The sequence below is a fragment of the Leptospira adleri genome, from assembly GCF_002811985.1.
Classification (GTDB): Bacteria; Spirochaetota; Leptospiria; order Leptospirales; family Leptospiraceae; genus Leptospira; species Leptospira adleri.
In genome coordinates, this window is sequence record NZ_NPDU01000085.1 from 1 (window position 1) to 18,324 (window position 18,324).

Below are 18,324 nucleotides of genomic sequence, written 5' to 3' on the forward strand. Positions count from 1 at the left end.
TAAAGCTCATGGCTTGATCGTGTGAGGAGAGCTCTTCTCAAGTTCTCATTTGTGCGAAACTTTAAGGACACTATCATTCTCTTGTTTCTATAAAATTAATTCTCTTGGGTTAAAAGAATAACGATCAAATTCTAATAGGGAATTTGATCTCTCTTAGTTGATTGGAAATAAAACACAACTTACTTGAATGAGTCAGGCGGGAACTCATTCAAGAGCTGCGCAATTCTCTGAGAATATTCTTTCCTAAAGTCTATCATCCAGACTAAGATAAGCCTCTGGTTGATTCTTGAATGAAATAATCTCTGAACAGGAGCAGTTCCATCCTGACTCAAAGTCTCCCATTTTAGAATGAGATGATATAAGTAGCAATTCGAGACCCCATGAGATCGAGAAAGAATAGTCAATTCTTCCCAAAAGATGGGCCGAATCCTAACATTGAATTTGATTAAGCCGCCTCCCTTTTCTTGATAAAGTGATGTTGCTGTTTTTCTATGAATTCTCTTGCTCTTGAGAATTTTGTTCTTATACTTTTTTAGTAGATATTCTAAATTCTTACCTATTCCTTTTTTATCTTTAAATGTCAGTTTTTTATATAAGAGTTCCGGAATTAAGAAGGAACATGTAATTTTCGACATATCGAAGGCTGCAGATAACACTTCGTCTCTTTCTTTATAGTTTCCCATACCCACATCGGTTCTTGAGAAAGAAGTCGCGGAATGTTTTTCCTTAAAAAAATTTTCTTATTTTGGATTTTATTGAAAAATGTTACTCTGTAAATATTATCTTAGGAGTTCCCGCAGTGCGGCTTCTATAGTCGGGTAAGAAAATAAAAAACCGGATTTCTGAAGTCTCTCAGGAATCACGTTTTGGCCTTTAAGAATTACATCAGCACCCTCTCCAAATAATCCGTATAAGAGAGTTGCGGGAACTCTAAAAAAAACCGGTCTATTTAAGATTTTCCCAAGGGTCTCGGAAAAAAGAAGATTACTTACTGGATTTGGAGAAACCAAATTGAATACACCCGAAAGATTTGAATCTCGAATAATATACAGAACAGCGTCTATTAAATCGTTCAGATGAATCCAACTTAGCATTTGATCTCCAGATCCGGCCGCCCCCCCAAGCCCAAGCCTGAATGGCGGAAGCATGCTTTTCAGAGCGCCTCCCTCAAGACTTAAAACTACTCCTGTTCTCATTATCACTCTGCGAGTGCCCAAATTGGATATTTCGGTGGAGGCATCCTCCCATTCCTTACAAAGATTGGCCAAATAATCAAACCCTCCAGAAGAGGAATCCGAAAAAACAGGAGAATCATTTGTATAAGAACCATAATAACCAATTGCCGAACCCTGGAAGAAAAATTTTAAGGGAGTTCCCGCAATTTTCAAAGCTGACTTAACTAACTTTTGAGTATAATCAACACGGGAACGACGAATCTCATCTTTGATTCTTTCGCTCCATCTAACTCCTGCGATCGGCGCACCAGTTAGATTTATTATTCCATCCAAACCTTCGATGTCTTTTATCTCAGGAAATTCAGACCTAATAATTTCTAGATTCGGTTTCTTCAGAAAGAATGTCGGAATATTTGCGGAACGCGTAAATATTCTCACTTGGAATCCATTTTTTAGTAAAGCAAATGCAAGATTTCTCCCTATTAAGCCCGTTCCACCCGTAATCCCGATTTTCATAATCTTTCCTTTTGCGTTAATGATAAATGTGTACTAAATTCCATGAATCCTGATTGCTATAACAAGGGAGTTCCCGCAACTTTGATCCTGTGGTTAATCAGAAAAGAATCCTACTTGTACTCTCGTTCATCTTTCCGATCTCAATTATAACAGGAAACATCCTTCTTTTTAATTCGACCAAGGATAAAATTACAGCTTTTGAAACAAGACCACCATTCTTAGCCTTTGACTTTACGAATTCTTATCTTAGAAAAAGTAATTCGAGAATCGGAAATCTTTTAGACAGAGATCCAACGACAACATGGACGAAATTGCGCGAATCGATTCGAGAAGAAGATTTTCAATTAGAATTGAGGCATACCCACCACCTGAGTCAAGGTAAACCAAGAATATCAAGTTGGAAGTATCTCCAAATAAAAGCTTGTCCGGAAACTAATGGCAATCTTACGATTGATTTGATCTTGAGAGAATCCATTGATATGGATAAAGAATTAAGAATGCCGAAGGATGAAATTTTAGGAGAACGAGTTTTAAAGTTTTCCGAATCAAAATATTTCATAATTCCTATAAAACCTTACTATAAACCGGTGGAAAGTAAGGAGTTCCCGCAAAAAATGTTTATCTGGACGATCTCCGGTACTTGGATAAAAGACTCGAACGATCAACTGAAAAAAGGGAAACTCTGTCTTGAAGATATCTGGCTGAGCGAAGGCTGATTCAGTGTGAAAAACGCGGGAGTTCCCGCAAAAGACTGGGGAGAACGACGGGGATCGAACCCGCGACAGCCAGTACCACAAACTGGAGCTCTACCAACTGAGCTACGTTCTCCATCTCAACTTGTCCTTTGGTGACCCGAGAGGGATTCGAACCCCCGACCCACTGCTTAGAAGGCAGTTGCTCTATCCAACTGAGCTACCGAGTCTTGGGAGGATTGGAAAATCGGGATGATAGGATTTGAACCTACGACCCTCTGCTCCCAAGGCAGATGCGCTACCCCTGCGCTACATCCCGTTTCCGACTCCATGTTTTTAAAAACACCCGCAGTGTCAAGAAGACTCTTCAACTTTTTCAATGTGCGTAAGAATCTCCGGATGTGTCGGAGCTTTCCGAAGAGCCTTCTGCAGAGCCTTCATAGCTTCCTCTTTTTTACCCGCTTTCGAAAGAAGAATTCCGAAGGAATCCAAATAAGCGGGATTTTCCGGTTCTTCTTTGAGGGCGGATTTAAGACAATCGGCCGCCAATTTCCATTCTTCTGAACTTGTTTCTCGATTGTTCAGGAGAAGATAACCGAGAGAATTTAAAGAATTCTTATACTCCGGCCGAAGTCTCAGAATTCTCTTGTGAGTCTCTATCGCCTCGCCGATTTTCCCGGATTTTTCCAGAGCAAACGCTTTCATAGAAAGAATCCGAATGTCGTCCACTTGAAGTTTAAGCCTTTCGTCGCATTTATCCAGAGCCTTTTTAAAATCCTTATTCCGGATCAGAGAATAGATCATCATAAGAATGGAATTTTCTCTTTCTCCGAATCTAGGAAATTTTTCCAAGAGATCTTCCAAGATCGAAATGCACTTCTTAAAGTTATCCGTTCTCGCACAACATATCGCAAAATTATAATATAATTCCGGATCTTCGTTTCCGGAAGAAATCTCCCGGTCGATCAAAGTCAGGGCAAAAAGAAAATTCTCTTTATTGATTTCCTGAAGAATTCTTTTCTTCGCGGAAGCGGATTTCTTTTTGTTTTCTTTTTCAGACATTCTTACTTACGGATTCTGAAAGTTCTTTCAAAAGAGAAGAATCCGTTTGGTCCAGAGACAATGGCGTCAAAGAAATCAATCCCGAAAAGAATGCCGAGAAGTCGGATCCTTCCTCTTCGGAATGACCCAAATCCGAACCTCCGAGATAAAAATCCGCGATTCCTCCGATGATATTTTTTTTGGAATACGTGTCCTCGTAAGTTCTTTTTCCGAGTTTCGTAATTCTAAGATTATCCATAGAAGAAACGAAGTCGGAAGGAATGTTGATATTATAGACCGATCCCTTTCTAAGAAAGGACGCATAACGTTCAATGAATTCCAAGGTAAATTTGGCTTCTCTAATATAATCGTAATCCCTGTTGATATTTCCCGAACTCACTGCAAGGGAAAGACGATTGTGAATCGCTCCGTGCCTCGCGGCGCCCACGGTTCCGGAATAATGGACGTCGTGTCCCATATTCACGCCGCGGTTGATACCGGAAAGAACGAGATCGATCTTCGGAAAAATATCACCGTGTAATCCGATATTCACACAATCCGCAGGATAACCGTCGACGATATAATGATTGTCGTTGATCCTCTCCACCCTCATCGAATCGTAAATCGAAAGGGCCATCGAAGTTGCCGATCTTTCGCGAAGAGGCGCGATCAAGAACGTATTGTGTTCTCTCTGAAGAACTTTTTCGAGAGCTTTAATCCCCGACGACGCAATTCCGTCGTCATTCGTAATCAATATATTCATAAAATCAAATGTAGAATAGATCCGGATATATAGAAGTAAAAGACAAAAGGAAAAATTCCGGAAATCAAAATGGAAGTCAGAGAAAATCGAAAAGCGTCCGAGGTTTTAAGATCGTAGATAAACTGAATTCCTCTCGAAACGACGATCACATAATAGGCGATCAAAAAAAGAAGAATGAGCAAATAACCGATTCCCCCCGTAAGCCCCGTTTCTCTCAAAAGAATCGCCAAAGGCGTAAAGAACACAAAAACCGACATCGCAAAACGGCAGAGGTTATGAGAAAAACGAACGTTACCCGTTCTTTCTTTTTTCTGTGCATAAAAATCGATCACAGCGCCGAGAATCAGCGGCAGTGTAGAGATCATGGAAAGATTTGCCAGAAAAGCAAGTGCGATCATTCCCATGGAACCGCTCGTATAAGGCGGGGATAAATACGTCGCTCCGACTGAAATACTGAGCGCACTCGGAATCAATATCATCCAAGAAAATAGGTTCAGAGTTTTTTCCGGAACATTGGAAAGCGCCACTTCCAAACGAATCGGCTCGTAGAGAACCGCTTCCAAGACTTCGATGATTGAATTGAGTAGGTCTTTCAAAGGATTCTTACCTTAGCGCTTGAGGAAGAATGATTAGGACCGGAGAATTCTTAAATTCTTTGAAAAAAATTCTTTCTCCGGAAAAGGAATTCATCTTAGCGCCTAACATCATAAAAAGTCTGTCAAACGGAGACTCTTCTTCTTCATAAAGGGGAATCTCACCGTCGTATTGGCAAAGTCTGGATAATTCTTCCAGCGCTTCCTTTCTTCCGCCGATTTCATCCACAAGTTTGTTTCGAAACGCATCCTGTCCCGAATAAATTCTTCCTTCCGCCAAATTCTGAACGGACTTTACGGTTTGGTTTCTTCCTTTCGCTACGTCCTGCACGAATTCGTTGTAAGTATCGGAGAGCATCTTCTGGATCATCTCATCTTCTTCCGGAGTGGAATCTCGAAAGAGCGACAAGGAATCTTTGTATTTCCCTTCTTTATATACTCTCATCTTCACACCGTAACGATCGAGAAGTCCTTTAACGTTAGGCGCCATTGCTATGACTCCGATCGAACCCGTAATCGTTCCCGAGAGAGCGAAGATTTTGTCCGCGGAAGCCGCGATATAATATCCGCCCGATGCCGCCATGTCCTTCATAGAAACTACAATCTTTCGCGTTTTTCGAAGACGCATAAGCTCGTTATAAATTTCTTGGGAAGCTCCTACGGTTCCTCCCGGAGAATTGATTTCAATTAAGATTCCCTTAATATTCGGATTTTGTTCTATATCTCTGAGCTTCTGAAGAATGCTCTCCGCGCCCGTGGATTCAAACGTTGAATGTCCGGAATGAATCTCTCCCTCAATCTTTATGAGCGCCGCTCCGATCGGGGCCGTACTAAAAAACGTTCCGCCGGAAGTTTTAGAATATTTCGAAGCGGTCGTTGAGAGGGAAATGTTTACGAGTCCGATCAGGACGGACAAAATTGTAAGAACAAATGTAATCGCTAAAGCAAGACGGTTTCTTTCCACACTTGAGATCAGATTCTCTCCTTTCGAGTGTGTCAAATGAAATAAGAATCGAGGATCGCCTGTAAAAGAATGGGGAGCGTGGGGAGTTCCCGCAATTTCACGCTTCGAAGGAAGAGAACTTTGATTTTCAAGGCCGAACGCGCAACCTCTCCGTTTTTATAGTCGTAATAAAGTGACATAATTTTTCCATTTCGCGACAAAACCTCCGCACTCTGGAGCTCTTCCGAAGATTTTTTAGGGAGTTCCCGCAATTTCACAGATAAATCTGCGTGGTAAGGCCCTTCCCACGGACGAATGCGGGTTCATAGATGATGTCAGTGCCATTTTGTAACATAATGTTCTCCGGAGATCCTCAATTCTCCTGCGTCCTCCGAGTAACCTTCGAAATTTTTGTGGAGTTCCCGCAATTTCCAGTTTGACTACAAAACGAACCTTTCAGAGAACTGACCAGTCAGTCAGAATATATGAAATCAATTATCGAATCGTTTATCAAAAATCGCCTTTTTATGTATCTTGGAATGGTCTTCATTCTCCTCTCAGGGATCGTTTCCCTCTTAGGTCTTCGCCGAGACGCTTTTCCGAATGTAGATATGAAACAGATGGTCATTTCTACTAAGTTTCCTGGGGCCTCCCCGGCGGACGTAGAACTTCGAGTTACTTATCCCATCGAACAGAGACTCAAGGAAATCGATGGGATCGACGAGATCCGTTCCTTTTCCAGAAATTCAGTCTCCGATATCGACGTCCGAGTCAGTTTAGAAGAAAAGGATCCGGAGAAAGTTTTAAACGAGATCCGACGCGCGGTAGACAACGCCATGTCTGAGTTCCCGCCACAAGTAACGGAAAAACCGAAAATGACCGAACGAAAGTCGGGATCTTTTCCCATTATTGAATTTTCGATTTCGGGAGGAAAAGACGAGATCGAACTCCACACAACCGCCGAATTTATCGAACTCGAATTGGAAAAAATTCCCGGAGTAGCAAGAGTAGACGTCTTTGGGAAAAGAGATCGAGAATGGCAAATATTAGTAAATGCAAATAAACTCAAGCAGTATTCATTAGATTTATCTGATATAGTCAACACGGTAAGAAATAGAAACATCAATCTTCCCGCCGGATCCGTGGATTCGGAGAATTCGTTCGATCTAAGAATCGACGGAGAATTCAAAGACCCTTCCGAAATCGGAAAAATCCCCACGAGAACGAACGAAATATTCTCGACCGTAAAACTGGGAGACCTCGCAAGAGTGGAAGATACGTTCGAGTATCCCCGATTCTTGGCGATCGCAAACGGAAGACAAGGACTCGTGTTATCGGTCATTAAAAAGGAAAGAGCCGATGCGATCGAGGTTGCGGATACGGTCCACAAAAGATTGAACTCTCTTTCGACTTCTTATCCTTCCGGAATGAAAACGTTCGTCCTAAACGACGAGGCCAAAAGGACCAAGAACCGTCTCAGCGTCGTCTCTTCAAACGCATTGATCGGTTTTATCATCGTCTTCGGAATTCTTTTTCTATTTTTAGATTTTAGAACGGCGACCCTTACGTCTCTATCTCTTCCGCTTTCGATGCTTATGACGTTTGCGGTTCTTCCGTTCTTCGACGTTTCCTTTAACATGATTTCGATGATGGGTTTGATCATCTCTCTAGGAATGCTCGTGGACAATTCGATCGTCATCTCCGAAAACATTTACACGTATTTGGATCAGAAGAACGATTCTCATACCGCGTCCCTTCGCGGAACCGTGGAGATGATCGTGCCGATCTTCGGATCCTATCTCACAACCGTGACCGCGTTTCTTCCGATGCTCTTTATGACTGGAATCATGGGAAAATTCATCTGGGAAATTCCTCTAGTCGTGATCGTTGCATTGACCGCGAGTTTGATAGAATCCTTTCTTTTCCTACCCGCAAGGATCGCCGCGTTTGCAAAAACTCCGGAACAACTGAAAGTCAAAGGTAAGTTCAGACAAAAGATGGATTCCATATTTGAATCTCTTGAAATCTCCTTCTCAAGACTAGTTTCGTTTAACATTAAACACAAAAAAGCGTCCTTTGCTTTTATAATTCTTCTCGTATTCGGATCCTGCGGCGCGATGTCTCAGATGGATTTCATTCTTTTTCCCAAGGAAGACATAGAAATCATCATGATCAAGGCGGAGTTCCCTCCGACTTCCAGAATCTTTCAAACTCGCGAGAAGATGAAATATATGGAAGCGATCGTCCAAAAAATTCCGAAAGAAGAATTGGTAAGTTACTCGACCAAGATCGGAGTCCAGCAGACGGATCCGGACGATCCTCTTTCTCGATTCGGCGAGAATTTGGCGGTGATTCTTATCTATCTCACTCCGGAAGTGAAACGGGAAAGAAAGGCGTCCGAAATTCTTCGCTCCATCGAACCGGAACTTCGCAAAACTCCCGGCATCAGCGATCTTTTCCTGGAGGAATTCGGAAACGCGCCTCCGATCGGAGCGCCGATTACGATCTCCATCCAAGGAAGAGATTACGAAACTCTAAAGAAGATTTCCAACGAACTTCAGACGTTCTTAAAGTCCATTCCCGGAGTGTTTTCGGTTCGAGACGATTATCGTTTCGGCCGTAAACAGATGTACATCCAATTGGACGAAGGGCTCGAAAGTTTCACCGGTGTTTCGACACTTTCCGCAGCGAACGCGTTACGCGCCGCTTACGACGGAGAACGCGCAGGTTCGATCCGAAAGGGAAGAACGAAAATTTATCTTAGAGTCGTGTATGATCGGGACTTCCGTAAAAATCCGAACGAAATCAAATCGATTCCTCTGCGCAACAAAGCCGGAAACATAACTCATCTCGCAAAAATTTCCAGAATGGATTTGATAGAATCTCCGGAACTTCTCGCGCACAAGGATTTCGAAAGAGCGATCACCGTCAACGGAGACGTTAAGTTAGACGAAATCACGGCGCACGACGCGAACCAAAAGGTCGCCGACGAATTCAAACCTCTGATCGAAAGACAATATCCCGGCATCTCCATTTCTTTCGGGGGAGAAGAAAAGGATACTCAGAGGTCGATGGCTTCTCTTGGAAAAGCGGGCATCATCGCGATCTTCGGAATTTTCGGAATTCTCGCGTTGACGATCCGAAGTTTCTGGAAACCGATTCTGATCCTAAGTACGATTCCTCTCGGGATCATCGGAATCGTGATCGGATTTCCTCTTTCCGGAAAATCGATCAGCTTCCTTGCGATGATAGGAATTATCGGCTTGGCGGGAGTTCTCGTAAACGCGTCCATCGTACTCGTCGATTGTATCGACTCGATCAAAAAAGGATCCAAAGCGAGCATGGATGAAATCCTGATCGAGGCGAGTCAAAGAAGATTCAGACCGATTCTTCTTACAACGTTAACGACCGTCGCCGGACTTCTGCCCACCGCGTACAGCCTTGGTGGTTCCGATCCGGTTTTGATTCCTATGACTTTGGCTTTGGGATGGGGACTCGGATTCGGAACGTTAGGCAGCCTTCTCTATGTTCCGGTGACTCTTTCCGTCTTTCACGAACTCGGTTCTAAATTTTCGAAAAAAGACGCAAAGAAGAAGTAAACCTTGAAACTTCACTCTCAAGAAGAATCTAAAATCCGCCCGAGAAAAAAAACGTTTCTCGGGTTTTCTTCTTCTCAGCCTTCCAAAAAAGAATCCAAAAAATCTTTCGAGACCAAGGAGAAACTTTTAGAAGCGACTCTTTCCGTTTTTGGGAGCAAGGGATTTCACGAAGCGAGAGTGGAAGACATCACGGCGCAAGCCGGTTTTGCAAAAGGTACGTTTTACGAACACTTCGACAGCAAGGACGATCTCATCTATATTCTTATCGATTACGCCGCTCGAAAAGATCTGGAGATCACACAATCTCTCTTTCAAAGATGTACGAGTTCGATCGCGATCAGAGATCAGTATTTAAAGCCGATCCTTTTGGACATTCAGTCAAAAAAAGAACTCAATCGAGTCTGTTACCAATTTCTGACGAACGAAATTCTCACGAAGGAAAAACTTCAGAAAAAAACGGATTACTACAATCGCCTCTATCAGCGTTACCATAGAAGAGGTATCAAACTCGCTCAAAAACTGAATCTTCTCAATCCGAATTTTGATACGGAAGAAATCTACGTTATGTTTCGATACCTGATCGATGGTTTTACCATCAATCAGGCTTATTCTTTTTTTTGTTCTAAGAGCGGAGACGTAGAGATCAACTCGATTCTGAAACTCTTCGATCAATCTCTTTTTGTAAAAGCCTCGAATTCGGATCAATAATCCTGTCTATAGATCGCGCCTCCGGAAACGTTCTCCGGAGAAGTAGTTCCCGTCCAGAAGTTCGCCTGGAATTGAAGATAGATCGCTTTCGAATCCCTATTGTCCGCCGTATTGAAGAAATAATTTTTAGCGGAATTCGTGTGCATATACTGATAATACAATTGAACCTTATAAAGGTGGTAATCTCCTAACAAGTTGATTCCAGCCCAATAGATATAATACGCTTCACCGGGATCGAACGTGTGATTCTGATTCCAATCTCCTTTCATAAAATCGAATTTAACAACAGGCATGATATATTTAGAATCCCATAGATGAATGTTGTAACCGAGCTGCGCGTGATAACCCATAACTTGATTGGACGCGGCTCCCGAAAACTTACTCCAAGCTCCGTTGAGATAAAGACCCTTCCAAGTAAACGTTAGATCATAGGTGTGGCCTACGATTCCGAAGTTCGGTCTTCCCGGAGTCGTGATCGATCTATCCGCGAGATAATCGGAACGAAGCCCAGTAGGATCGATTCCGTTCGTAGGTGTTGTCTGTTGAATCACTAATTTTTGTGAAACTTGATCCTTGTATAAAAATTCCACGGGTAAAGGTTGAGACGTTTTTAATTGAGTCGTTTGAGCGAGCCCCGCACCCAAAGATAATTTAGCGTCCTTCTGAAAGATTTCATCTCCTTCAACCCAACCGATATCCTTTTCGTTCTTAATCAAACCCCCGAAGACGTTGTATTGAACTCGTCCGTAATAAACGGGCGCCAAAAGTTGCGGAAGATTTTGACGAGCGGCGGTATTGTCCTGTCTTCGACCGTAACCGTAATCACCGCCGCCGCCGTGACCGTTACCGATAAATGCGTGAATCGAAAGGTATCTAACGTATTTCTTATCCAACAATTCCAACGGATGAATCGCAATCATCGCCCCCGTATCGAACTGAGGCAGAACGTTCGTAACGATCGATCTTTCCAAAGGTACGAGGTTTGCGGAACTCATAATGTATTCGCGGTTAAACGGAACGTTGATCTGACCGATCGTAAATCGCGAGCTCATAAACGGGATGTTCACCCAAGCGACCGCCTCTTGAATTAGCCCGCGGGAATCATTTAAGGAAACGTCCTGAACATCTCCCGTAGTTTTATCCTTGGTGACTTTTAAGAATTGACTGTTGAGGGCGTTTTCCAGACGAAGTTGCGTCGCGAATCCCCACCACTTCGCGCCTTGATAGAAAAAACCGAGACGCAATCTTCGAAAGTTCGCATCCACGGTATTAAAACCTTCATTTCCGGAGAACGGAGATTCCCTGTTTCCGCTGATTCCACGGAACTGGGTCCTTGCAGTGATCACAAGTTTCTCTTCGTTCAGATTTTCGGGTCTGTGTCTGAAGTGATTCGGAAGCTGCATATCCTTGCGTTCCGGAAAGTTATTCTGATCGACGGTATCGATTTTGGTTCGATTCGGACCCGGCTTGGTATAAATCAAACCGCTGTCGTTGTCTTCGTAAAATTCCTTTTTCGGTTTTTCCTGGGGTTTGGAAGAATCGGCTGTGGTCGCCGTAGAATTCTTATCCTGAACTTTCGCCGCGTCCGTAACGGGCTGATTCTTTTCTTGAGCCATCAAGGATGCTTGTGCGAGGATCAGAGCTCCGAAAATCTGAAATCCGATTTGTAACAATGCGAGCCTTGTTTTACGATTCTTATCTTTCATTTTCATCTATAGATACCGGAATGTAATGCTTCCGTTCTCCGCTTGTATTCTTTCTAACTGCGGCTCATTTTATATTTCATTTACATTACAATCAGATGAGAGAAATGTTTCATTTTGATTACAAAGACTCGGAGCCCTGAAAAATGTATTCCCGCTGTAAAATAGAAAGAAGACCCGAGGCGAGGCCCGAACATTACTTAGGTTGACGCGTTATCCGATCCTCGGACAAAATCGAAGTCTAAAGAATATGGCCAATCTGACAAAGAAGAGAATGGAGAATCGGGAAGGAAACTTTTACGTGGATTCTTCCTGCATCGATTGCGAAACCTGCAGGATCATCGCGCCTTCCACTTTCTCGGAAAAGAACGGCGCGGCGTTTGTATGGAAGCAGCCCGAAACCGATTCGGAAAGAATATCGGCGCTCCGCGCGCTTTTGGCCTGTCCGACGACCTCGATCGGGACGGAAGACAGAATGGATCTCGCGGAAGCGAAAGAAAGTTTTCCGAGCCGGATCGAAGGGAACGTCTATTACTGCGGATATCATTCGAAAGATTCTTACGGGGCTTTTTCCTATTTGATTCTCAGAGAGTACGGAAACGTATTGATCGATTCACCTCGATTCGTTCCGTCCCTTGCGGAAAAGATAAAAAAGCTCGGGGGAATCCGTTATCATTTTTTAACCCACCAAGACGACGTCGCCGATCACGAAAAATTCAGAGAAACATTCGGATGCGAAAGAATCATTCATGAAGGAGACGTCCGCGCGGTTCCATCGGCGGAAATCGTACTTCGGGGAAACGAGATCTTCGAACTCGCGGAGGATATAAAAATCATTCCCACGCCGGGACATACGAAAGGTCACGCCGTCTTGTTGTATCGGGAAGAATTTCTTTTTACGGGAGACCATCTCGCTTACGATCCGGAACGAGACCGGTTGATCGCGTTTCGAAACGTTTGCTGGTATTCCTGGCCCGAACAAAAAAAATCGATGAAAAGACTCGGAAACTTTTCCTTTGAACGGATCTTACCCGGCCACGGATATCCTTTGAAAAAGAACCAGGAACAAATGCAAACGATGTTGGCGGATTGTGTCGAATGGATGGGAAAACGTTAGACGGGCTTGGTTCCTTTTTCCAGAACCGAATAGATTTCGGTTTCTTCTTTTTTAACGAGTTTTCTGAGTGAGACGATCAGCCATCGGGTTTCCTTTCGAAACTCGGCTTCCCGCTCAAGAATTGCGGAAGGAAGAGACCATCTGCTGCTGTATTCTTTGAACGCAATTTTAAGATTCGTCGCTTTTTTAACATATTCGTCGTGAAAAGAAAGTCCGCGGCTCGGGATCAAATCCCTCACACGAGGAAAAACCAAGTTCTCTTCCATGTTTATATGAAGAATCAATCTCGCGGACAAACCGGCAAGCTCGTGAGAAAGGATTTCTATGTTATCGGAAATTTCAAAATCCAATCTATTTTCGATTTCGCTCAATCGATTGAGAATTTCAGCGTGCTGATTTTTATAAAATCCGATGTCCAAATCTTTGTTCCGTCCTTGTTTCAAAGAAATATTCGAATCAAGTCCAACGTTTCTCTCCGGAGATTTTCGTAAACGACTTGCGGCGAAATTAAGGGAAGAATTTTTCAATTTTATCGTGAATGAATCCGCTTCTAATCTCGAAAGTGAGAACGCTGGATTTTCGACGGATTAGAGAGTGGATCTTAAGAAGCGCCTTTAGGAAAGTTTTTTTTATTTATAAGAAAATAATTTCGCATTACAAGCGAAAACGAAATTCGATTTTGTGTCCCATTCTGGAAATAGACAATTTTTACAAATGTAAAGTTATAATAGCGAATATTTTGATTTATAGTACGTATTTCATTATAGTATTTTAACGATAAAATGCTAACCATGGACACGCAAATGGGGAATATATCTCCGTCTTTACAAAAATCATTATTGTATTTTTCCGATCAATCGATCGAAGGCATTGTTGTTCTGGATCGCGAATGGAAAGTGATCTATTCCAATTCTAAGTTCCAAAAATATGGGGCGTATCCCAAATTCCGGATTCTTTTTGAAAAATTAATTCCCGTTCTCAGGGCCAAAAAGACCTGGGAAAAAGAATTCAGTATGACTTCCATTCTGCAAGAGAACGATATCGAATTCTCCTCATTCTCAAACGAAACAAATCTAAAACTTCAGTTGACGATTCACGATCTGGATCATTCTTACATGATCCGTTTTCGACCTGAAAACTCGATTCTTCCCAAAAAGGAATTCGACTCGAGCCATTTTGACAAGGTCACAAATCTTCCGAATAAAAAATACTTTCTGAAACATTTCCAAGAACTCGTTTCTCAAAATTTTCTAGATCTCGAAGAACATTTTGTTTTCTTCTTATCCTTTTCCAATCCCGACGCGGTGGCTTCCCGGGAGGAAAATTCTTACTTTGAAACCATTTCTAAGAAGGTTGCGGAAAGATTAAAAAAATACCTCAACGAAAACGATTCCATCTTTAAAATCGAAGGAGATTGTTTTTTACTTTCTTCCTCTCAGATCGATTCCGAGTCGAAAGCCGAATGGTTCTGTGATTGTATCATTCTTCTTTTTAATTTTCCTTTTTCGTACGGTGAAAGGGAATTTCATCTCAACATAAACATCGGTTATTCGCGTTTTGAAACCGCCTCGGGCACCGATATGAACTCGATTCGTATTCTAAAAGAAGCCTTGCATCGTTCCTTTCTGATCGGTCCGAATTCCCATTATTATTATGATCGGAGCGCGATTTCGGCCACCTCGGAAAAGGCGAAGATTGAAATCGATCTTCGAAAAGTGTTAAACCGAAACGAGTTAGAAATTCATTTTCAGCCGATCGTAAATATGAGGGAAAATAGAATTTTTTCTATGGAAACGCTCGTCCGCTGGAATCATCCGAAAAAGGGAAAACTTCTTCCCGGAAGTTTTATCACGATCGCGGAGAATTCAAGTTTTATCAAAACGATCGGAGAATGGATGATCTGGGAAACGTTTCGCTACTACGAAAATTCGATCCTGGAATCTAAAAACGTTTCTTTGTCGCTTAACATTTCACCGAAACAACTCGGCGATAAGAATATCGTTTCTCTTCTTAAGGAGGCGAGCGCTTATTATAAGATTCGGCCGGATCGTATCATTCTCGAGATCATCGAAAATTCCTTCGATTCCTACGAAACTCAAATCGGAAAAGTCGTCGGTTCGTTGAGGGATTACGGTTTTAAATTCGCACTCGACGATTTCGGCAAAGGTTATTCCTCCTTGGGAAGACTGATCCATCTGCCGATCGATTACATCAAACTCGATAAAATTTTTCTCTTTAATTACTTTCAGACTTCGACAAGGACGATCATCACTTCTCTGGTCAATTTGGTTCAGGCAATGGGAAAGGCGATCATCGTGGAAGGCGTGGAAAACGAGATGCAGCACAATCTTTTGCAGGAACTCAATTGCGATTTCGGTCAGGGTTATTTTTATTCTTATCCGTTGGAGATCCTACAAGCGGAAGAATTGGTTTTGAACGAGAGGATCTTTTCCGTTTAAATCGGACCAATCTTTGGCCCGACAAAGAAGTTTCCTGAATTCAGTTTCACCGATCGTGAACGATATTTTGTTGTGAACTCGAATTTGTGCGGGAACTCCGCACTTTTCTAAGATTCACGGAAGAATCCGCCTGGACGAGAGGATCTTTTCCGAACCCATTCTAATAATGAATCACCGATTTTAGTTTCTCAGGATTGCCCGAAAAACTTTCATTCTTTGCAAAACTCTGCGAAGAATTTACAAGATCCAAATATCCGTCTCTGAAATCCGAAAGATCTTTCCGAAGATGCGGCGCTTTTTTGCCGGACGCGTCGGAAAGTGCCGCCAAAGCGAAAATTTCAAAAGCCAAGTCCGAAATATAAATTCGATTGAGATCCAATTCTTCGGGACCGGATTTTTCAAGAATCCCTTTCAAAAGTTTCGCTTTGTATTGGATCGTCTCGGCGGCCTCGGTCGACGTGTCGGTCAAATCCTCAACATATTTGAAGAATGCGTTTGTGACTTTTTCTCTTTTAAAACCTCTTAGGACATGTTCGCTTAACAATAAATGAGTGCCTTCCCAAGTTTCGTTTATTATGGAATCATTATGGAGTCTGGGAAGCGCGGAAAAATCTCCTACGATTCCGTTTCCACCCAAGACAAGAATCGAATTGTATGTAATCTCCGTAGATGTAGAGGAACATTTGTATTTTAAAAGAGGAGCTAAAACTTCTCCTGCTAATTTTAGATTTTCAGGCGTGTGATAGTGCCTAAAAACGGAAGTCAACATCGCAGTGTGCTTCAATCTCTGATCGCTGAGTTGTTTTAACAAGGATGGGAATTCTAAAATTTTACTTCCGTAAGCGGATCTGAACTTCGCGTATTCGTAGGCTTCCATCCAAGCCCTTCTCGAAATTCCGGAAGCAGCGAGTGAAACGTGAAGTCTTGATATTCCGATCACATACTTGATAAGATTTGCAATTCCGTGCGCGGGTCTTCCGAGAGCTTCCGCTTCGAGGCCGTCGTAAATGATTTCAACGGTGAGTTTTCCCCTGGATCCGATAATATCTTTTTTACGAAGAATATGATGTCCGTTTAACGTACCGTCGTCTTTGATTCGAGGAACGAGAAAAAGACCGATCGTATTCGTGTCTTCCACTCTGGCCGTCGTTACCCAAAGATCTCCCGGATTGGAGCAAAACCATTTTTCACCGGTAAGAATCCACTTTCCATTCTCCTGCTTTCTTGCGATCGTACGGTTTGCGCTAACGTTAGAACCTCCTACTCTTTCGGTGACGTATTGGCCTGCCATAAAATGAGATTCGCTTCCTTCTCCTGCGACCAAGGGTAAATATTTCGCTTTCTGTTCGGGAGTTCCCAGCGCTTCCAAAACTTTGATCATCCCTTCGGTCATCGCGAGAGGACAAGTCACTCCTCCTTCTCCGTTCTGATTTGCGAGATAAGCGAGCGCATAACGATGAAGATCGGTAAAAGGATGTTTCCAAGAAGAATGATAGTTTAAATTTACGATTCCGTAATCGTAGGAAATTTTCCTGGATTGTTTCTGTTCGTTGGAATAAACGATTTGATCGATACGATTTCCAGTGCGATCGTATTTGACCACTTCGCCGTATTTCCCTTCTTTATGAGAAGCTTCGGTAAGTTCGTCCAAAATGCCGCCGACAAGAGCTCCATAACCTAAGAGGTGATCCTGCATCGCCTTCTTATGAGAAGGGTCATAACCTTGAGAATACTTTTCGACCAAGGTCTGCAACACTCGATCTTCTTCGTAAAAATTTTTTCCCCGATTTCCCCTATAACTGGAAATATCAAAGGGGGCAAGTCCCGGATTTAAGGTAGGATTATTCAAAGTATTCTCTCCTTATTCTCTGAATTCTTATCGCTAAAAGATTTTATAGCGTATTTTTAAAGAATCGTTTTGGGAAAGTATAACGCCGACCGTGTTTGCGCGCGAGCGAAAAAAGAAACGGATCCGAAAGGAACTAACGCGTTTTGATTTTAGAATTTTAAGAATCCCGAAGAGCCAGAAAACGACGAATTATCTCAGATCGTGATTTCATCCAAAATTTGTTCCGAAAGTTGTATGTTAAGAATCAGATCTCTGAGTTTGGATAAGAGTTCTTGATCTTCCAGTTTTGTTCCGTCCGAGGTCTGAAGATAAAAAGAATCATACGCATAATCCGCGCTAGTCGATACTCTCAGATATCTGACTTTCAAATCCAGACGAAGAATGATCTGAAGCATTCTGTAAACCAGACCAACGCCGTCGGGCATTCTCACTTCCATGATCGTAACGTCGGGAAGATCGGAATTATAAAACATAACCGATCTGTTTACGATACTTTCCGGAGTCGGCTTTCTAGGATTCCAATCGGCTCTTTGAAAAGCGATACTTTCCCTTTTTAAATTTCCGGAAGCCATCGCTTTCAGCTTCGCTTCGATACGGTCCATTTTTTCAGGCGGCAAATTACCGCCTCCCGCTGAATCGGTAACCTGCACCGAAGTGATCCAATATTCTCCGAGAGTATAACTTTTCATTCCCAAAAGACTCAGACCTTCGGATGATACTGCGCAGGAAAGGTCCAAAAGAATTCCAGACTGATTTACCGTGACCACGTCGATCGTAACGAAGGCGGGGTCCTGCTCCGCGTCAAAGATCAATCCTTGAGTCGAATCCTGCGCGAGAGTTCCGATCGCTTTAAAGTTCTTTAATATTTTACGATTAGAGACAGTGTTTAAATAAGAGGAAGGAGTCACTTCATTCGCGAACTGGACTATGGAGTTGGAAATTCCCTCTTCCAATCCTTCCTTCTCCATCAGATATTTTTTTAGATCTTGAAGATTCACGTCTCGATCCGGACCAACTTCTCCGAAATTTCCGTTTGAATCGCTGACAAGATAAGGAATCGTATTTTGATAAAGAGTATTCAAGATCGCGCTCTTCCAATTTTTTGGACGACGACTTCAAATATTCTCCGGAGGTAAACGAGGAATTTTTGAAAATTCTACGAACCC

At 42.6% G+C, this 18,324-nt stretch carries 14 protein-coding genes, 3 tRNA genes and 1 pseudogene; 5 read left to right on the forward strand and 13 right to left on the reverse strand.

Features of this window, described 5'->3' with window-relative positions; all coding sequences use genetic code 11:
* Nucleotides 1–179: 179 nt before the first annotated feature.
* Complete coding sequence (locus tag CH376_RS20840) at nt 180–683, reverse strand: DUF1564 family protein (RefSeq protein ID WP_100788349.1); 504 nt, start codon at nt 681–683, stop codon at nt 180–182.
* Nucleotides 684–779: 96 nt separating this feature from the next.
* Nucleotides 780–1,691, reverse strand: a complete 912-nt coding sequence (locus CH376_RS20845; protein ID WP_100787222.1) for a TIGR01777 family oxidoreductase — start codon at nt 1,689–1,691, stop codon at nt 780–782.
* An 89-nt stretch (nt 1,692–1,780) separates the two neighbouring features.
* Here CH376_RS20845 and CH376_RS24795 point away from each other — a divergent pair, with 89 nt between their 5' ends.
* The gene (locus tag CH376_RS24795) at nt 1,781–2,407 is read left to right on the forward strand and encodes a hypothetical protein (protein WP_100787223.1); all 627 of its coding nucleotides are present in this window, start codon (nt 1,781–1,783) and stop codon (nt 2,405–2,407) included.
* 36 nt (nt 2,408–2,443) lie between these two features.
* Here the strand turns inward: CH376_RS24795 and CH376_RS20855 are convergent.
* The 7 genes from CH376_RS20855 to sppA all read right to left on the reverse strand — a co-directional run bounded on the left by CH376_RS20855 (nt 2,444) and on the right by sppA (nt 5,744).
* Nucleotides 2,444–2,519 (reverse strand) — tRNA-His (locus CH376_RS20855).
* 17 nt (nt 2,520–2,536) lie between these two features.
* Nucleotides 2,537–2,613: transfer RNA gene (locus tag CH376_RS20860), tRNA-Arg, on the reverse strand.
* Between the two features lie 17 nt (nt 2,614–2,630).
* A tRNA-Pro gene (locus tag CH376_RS20865) sits at nt 2,631–2,702 on the reverse strand.
* 35 nt (nt 2,703–2,737) lie between these two features.
* Entirely contained in the window at nt 2,738–3,445 is a 708-nt protein-coding gene (locus CH376_RS20870; RefSeq protein ID WP_100787224.1) for a tetratricopeptide repeat protein, read from the reverse strand.
* The gene (gene surE / locus CH376_RS20875; protein ID WP_100787225.1) at nt 3,438–4,187 is read right to left on the reverse strand and encodes a 5'/3'-nucleotidase SurE; all 750 of its coding nucleotides are present in this window, start codon (nt 4,185–4,187) and stop codon (nt 3,438–3,440) included. Before surE ends, CH376_RS20870 begins: the two co-directional genes overlap by 8 nt.
* Nucleotides 4,184–4,783 (reverse strand): hypothetical protein, encoded by a 600-nt coding sequence (locus CH376_RS20880; RefSeq protein WP_100787226.1) that lies wholly within the window; start codon nt 4,781–4,783, stop codon nt 4,184–4,186. The genes surE and CH376_RS20880 overlap by 4 nt, the downstream gene beginning before the upstream one ends.
* A 7-nt stretch (nt 4,784–4,790) precedes the next feature.
* Nucleotides 4,791–5,744 carry a signal peptide peptidase SppA gene (gene sppA, locus CH376_RS20885; protein ID WP_100787227.1) on the reverse strand — a complete coding sequence of 318 codons (954 nt, stop codon included), beginning with the start codon at nt 5,742–5,744 and terminating at the stop codon, nt 4,791–4,793.
* Between the two features lie 464 nt (nt 5,745–6,208).
* On the opposite strand from sppA, the gene CH376_RS20895 reads away from it, so the two are divergent.
* Nucleotides 6,209–9,322 (forward strand): efflux RND transporter permease subunit, encoded by a 3,114-nt coding sequence (locus tag CH376_RS20895; protein WP_100787228.1) that lies wholly within the window; start codon nt 6,209–6,211, stop codon nt 9,320–9,322.
* A gap of 3 nt (nt 9,323–9,325) precedes the next feature.
* Entirely contained in the window at nt 9,326–10,030 is a 705-nt protein-coding gene (locus CH376_RS20900) for a TetR/AcrR family transcriptional regulator (RefSeq protein ID WP_100787229.1), read from the forward strand.
* On the opposite strand, the gene CH376_RS20905 is transcribed toward CH376_RS20900, so the two are convergent.
* Nucleotides 10,024–11,742, reverse strand: coding sequence for a hypothetical protein (locus CH376_RS20905; protein ID WP_165781813.1), 1,719 nt, complete (start codon nt 11,740–11,742; stop codon nt 10,024–10,026). The genes CH376_RS20900 and CH376_RS20905 overlap by 7 nt on opposite strands.
* 241 nt (nt 11,743–11,983) lie before the next feature.
* Here CH376_RS20905 and CH376_RS20910 point away from each other — a divergent pair, with 241 nt between their 5' ends.
* A complete protein-coding gene (locus CH376_RS20910) occupies nt 11,984–12,850 on the forward strand; it encodes an MBL fold metallo-hydrolase (RefSeq protein WP_100787277.1) in 867 nt (288 codons plus the stop codon).
* Here CH376_RS20910 and CH376_RS20915 read toward each other — a convergent pair.
* Nucleotides 12,847–13,293 carry a hemerythrin domain-containing protein gene (locus CH376_RS20915; RefSeq protein WP_125231974.1) on the reverse strand — a complete coding sequence of 149 codons (447 nt, stop codon included), beginning with the start codon at nt 13,291–13,293 and terminating at the stop codon, nt 12,847–12,849. The two genes, CH376_RS20910 and CH376_RS20915, sit on opposite strands and share 4 nt — an antisense overlap.
* Nucleotides 13,294–13,641: 348 nt before the next feature.
* Here CH376_RS20915 and CH376_RS20920 point away from each other — a divergent pair, with 348 nt between their 5' ends.
* A complete protein-coding gene (locus tag CH376_RS20920) occupies nt 13,642–15,309 on the forward strand; it encodes an EAL domain-containing protein (protein ID WP_420843575.1) in 1,668 nt (555 codons plus the stop codon).
* Between the two features lie 160 nt (nt 15,310–15,469).
* Here CH376_RS20920 and CH376_RS20925 read toward each other — a convergent pair whose 3' ends face one another.
* Together CH376_RS20925 and CH376_RS20930 are read right to left on the reverse strand one after the other, a co-directional pair.
* Nucleotides 15,470–17,158 (reverse strand): acyl-CoA dehydrogenase family protein, encoded by a 1,689-nt coding sequence (locus tag CH376_RS20925; RefSeq protein ID WP_100787231.1) that lies wholly within the window; start codon nt 17,156–17,158, stop codon nt 15,470–15,472.
* Nucleotides 17,159–17,352: 194 nt separating this feature from the next.
* Nucleotides 17,353–18,258 (reverse strand): annotated as a pseudogene (locus CH376_RS20930) (protein-PII uridylyltransferase); the annotation flags it as partial.
* Nucleotides 18,259–18,324: the final 66 nt, after the last annotated feature.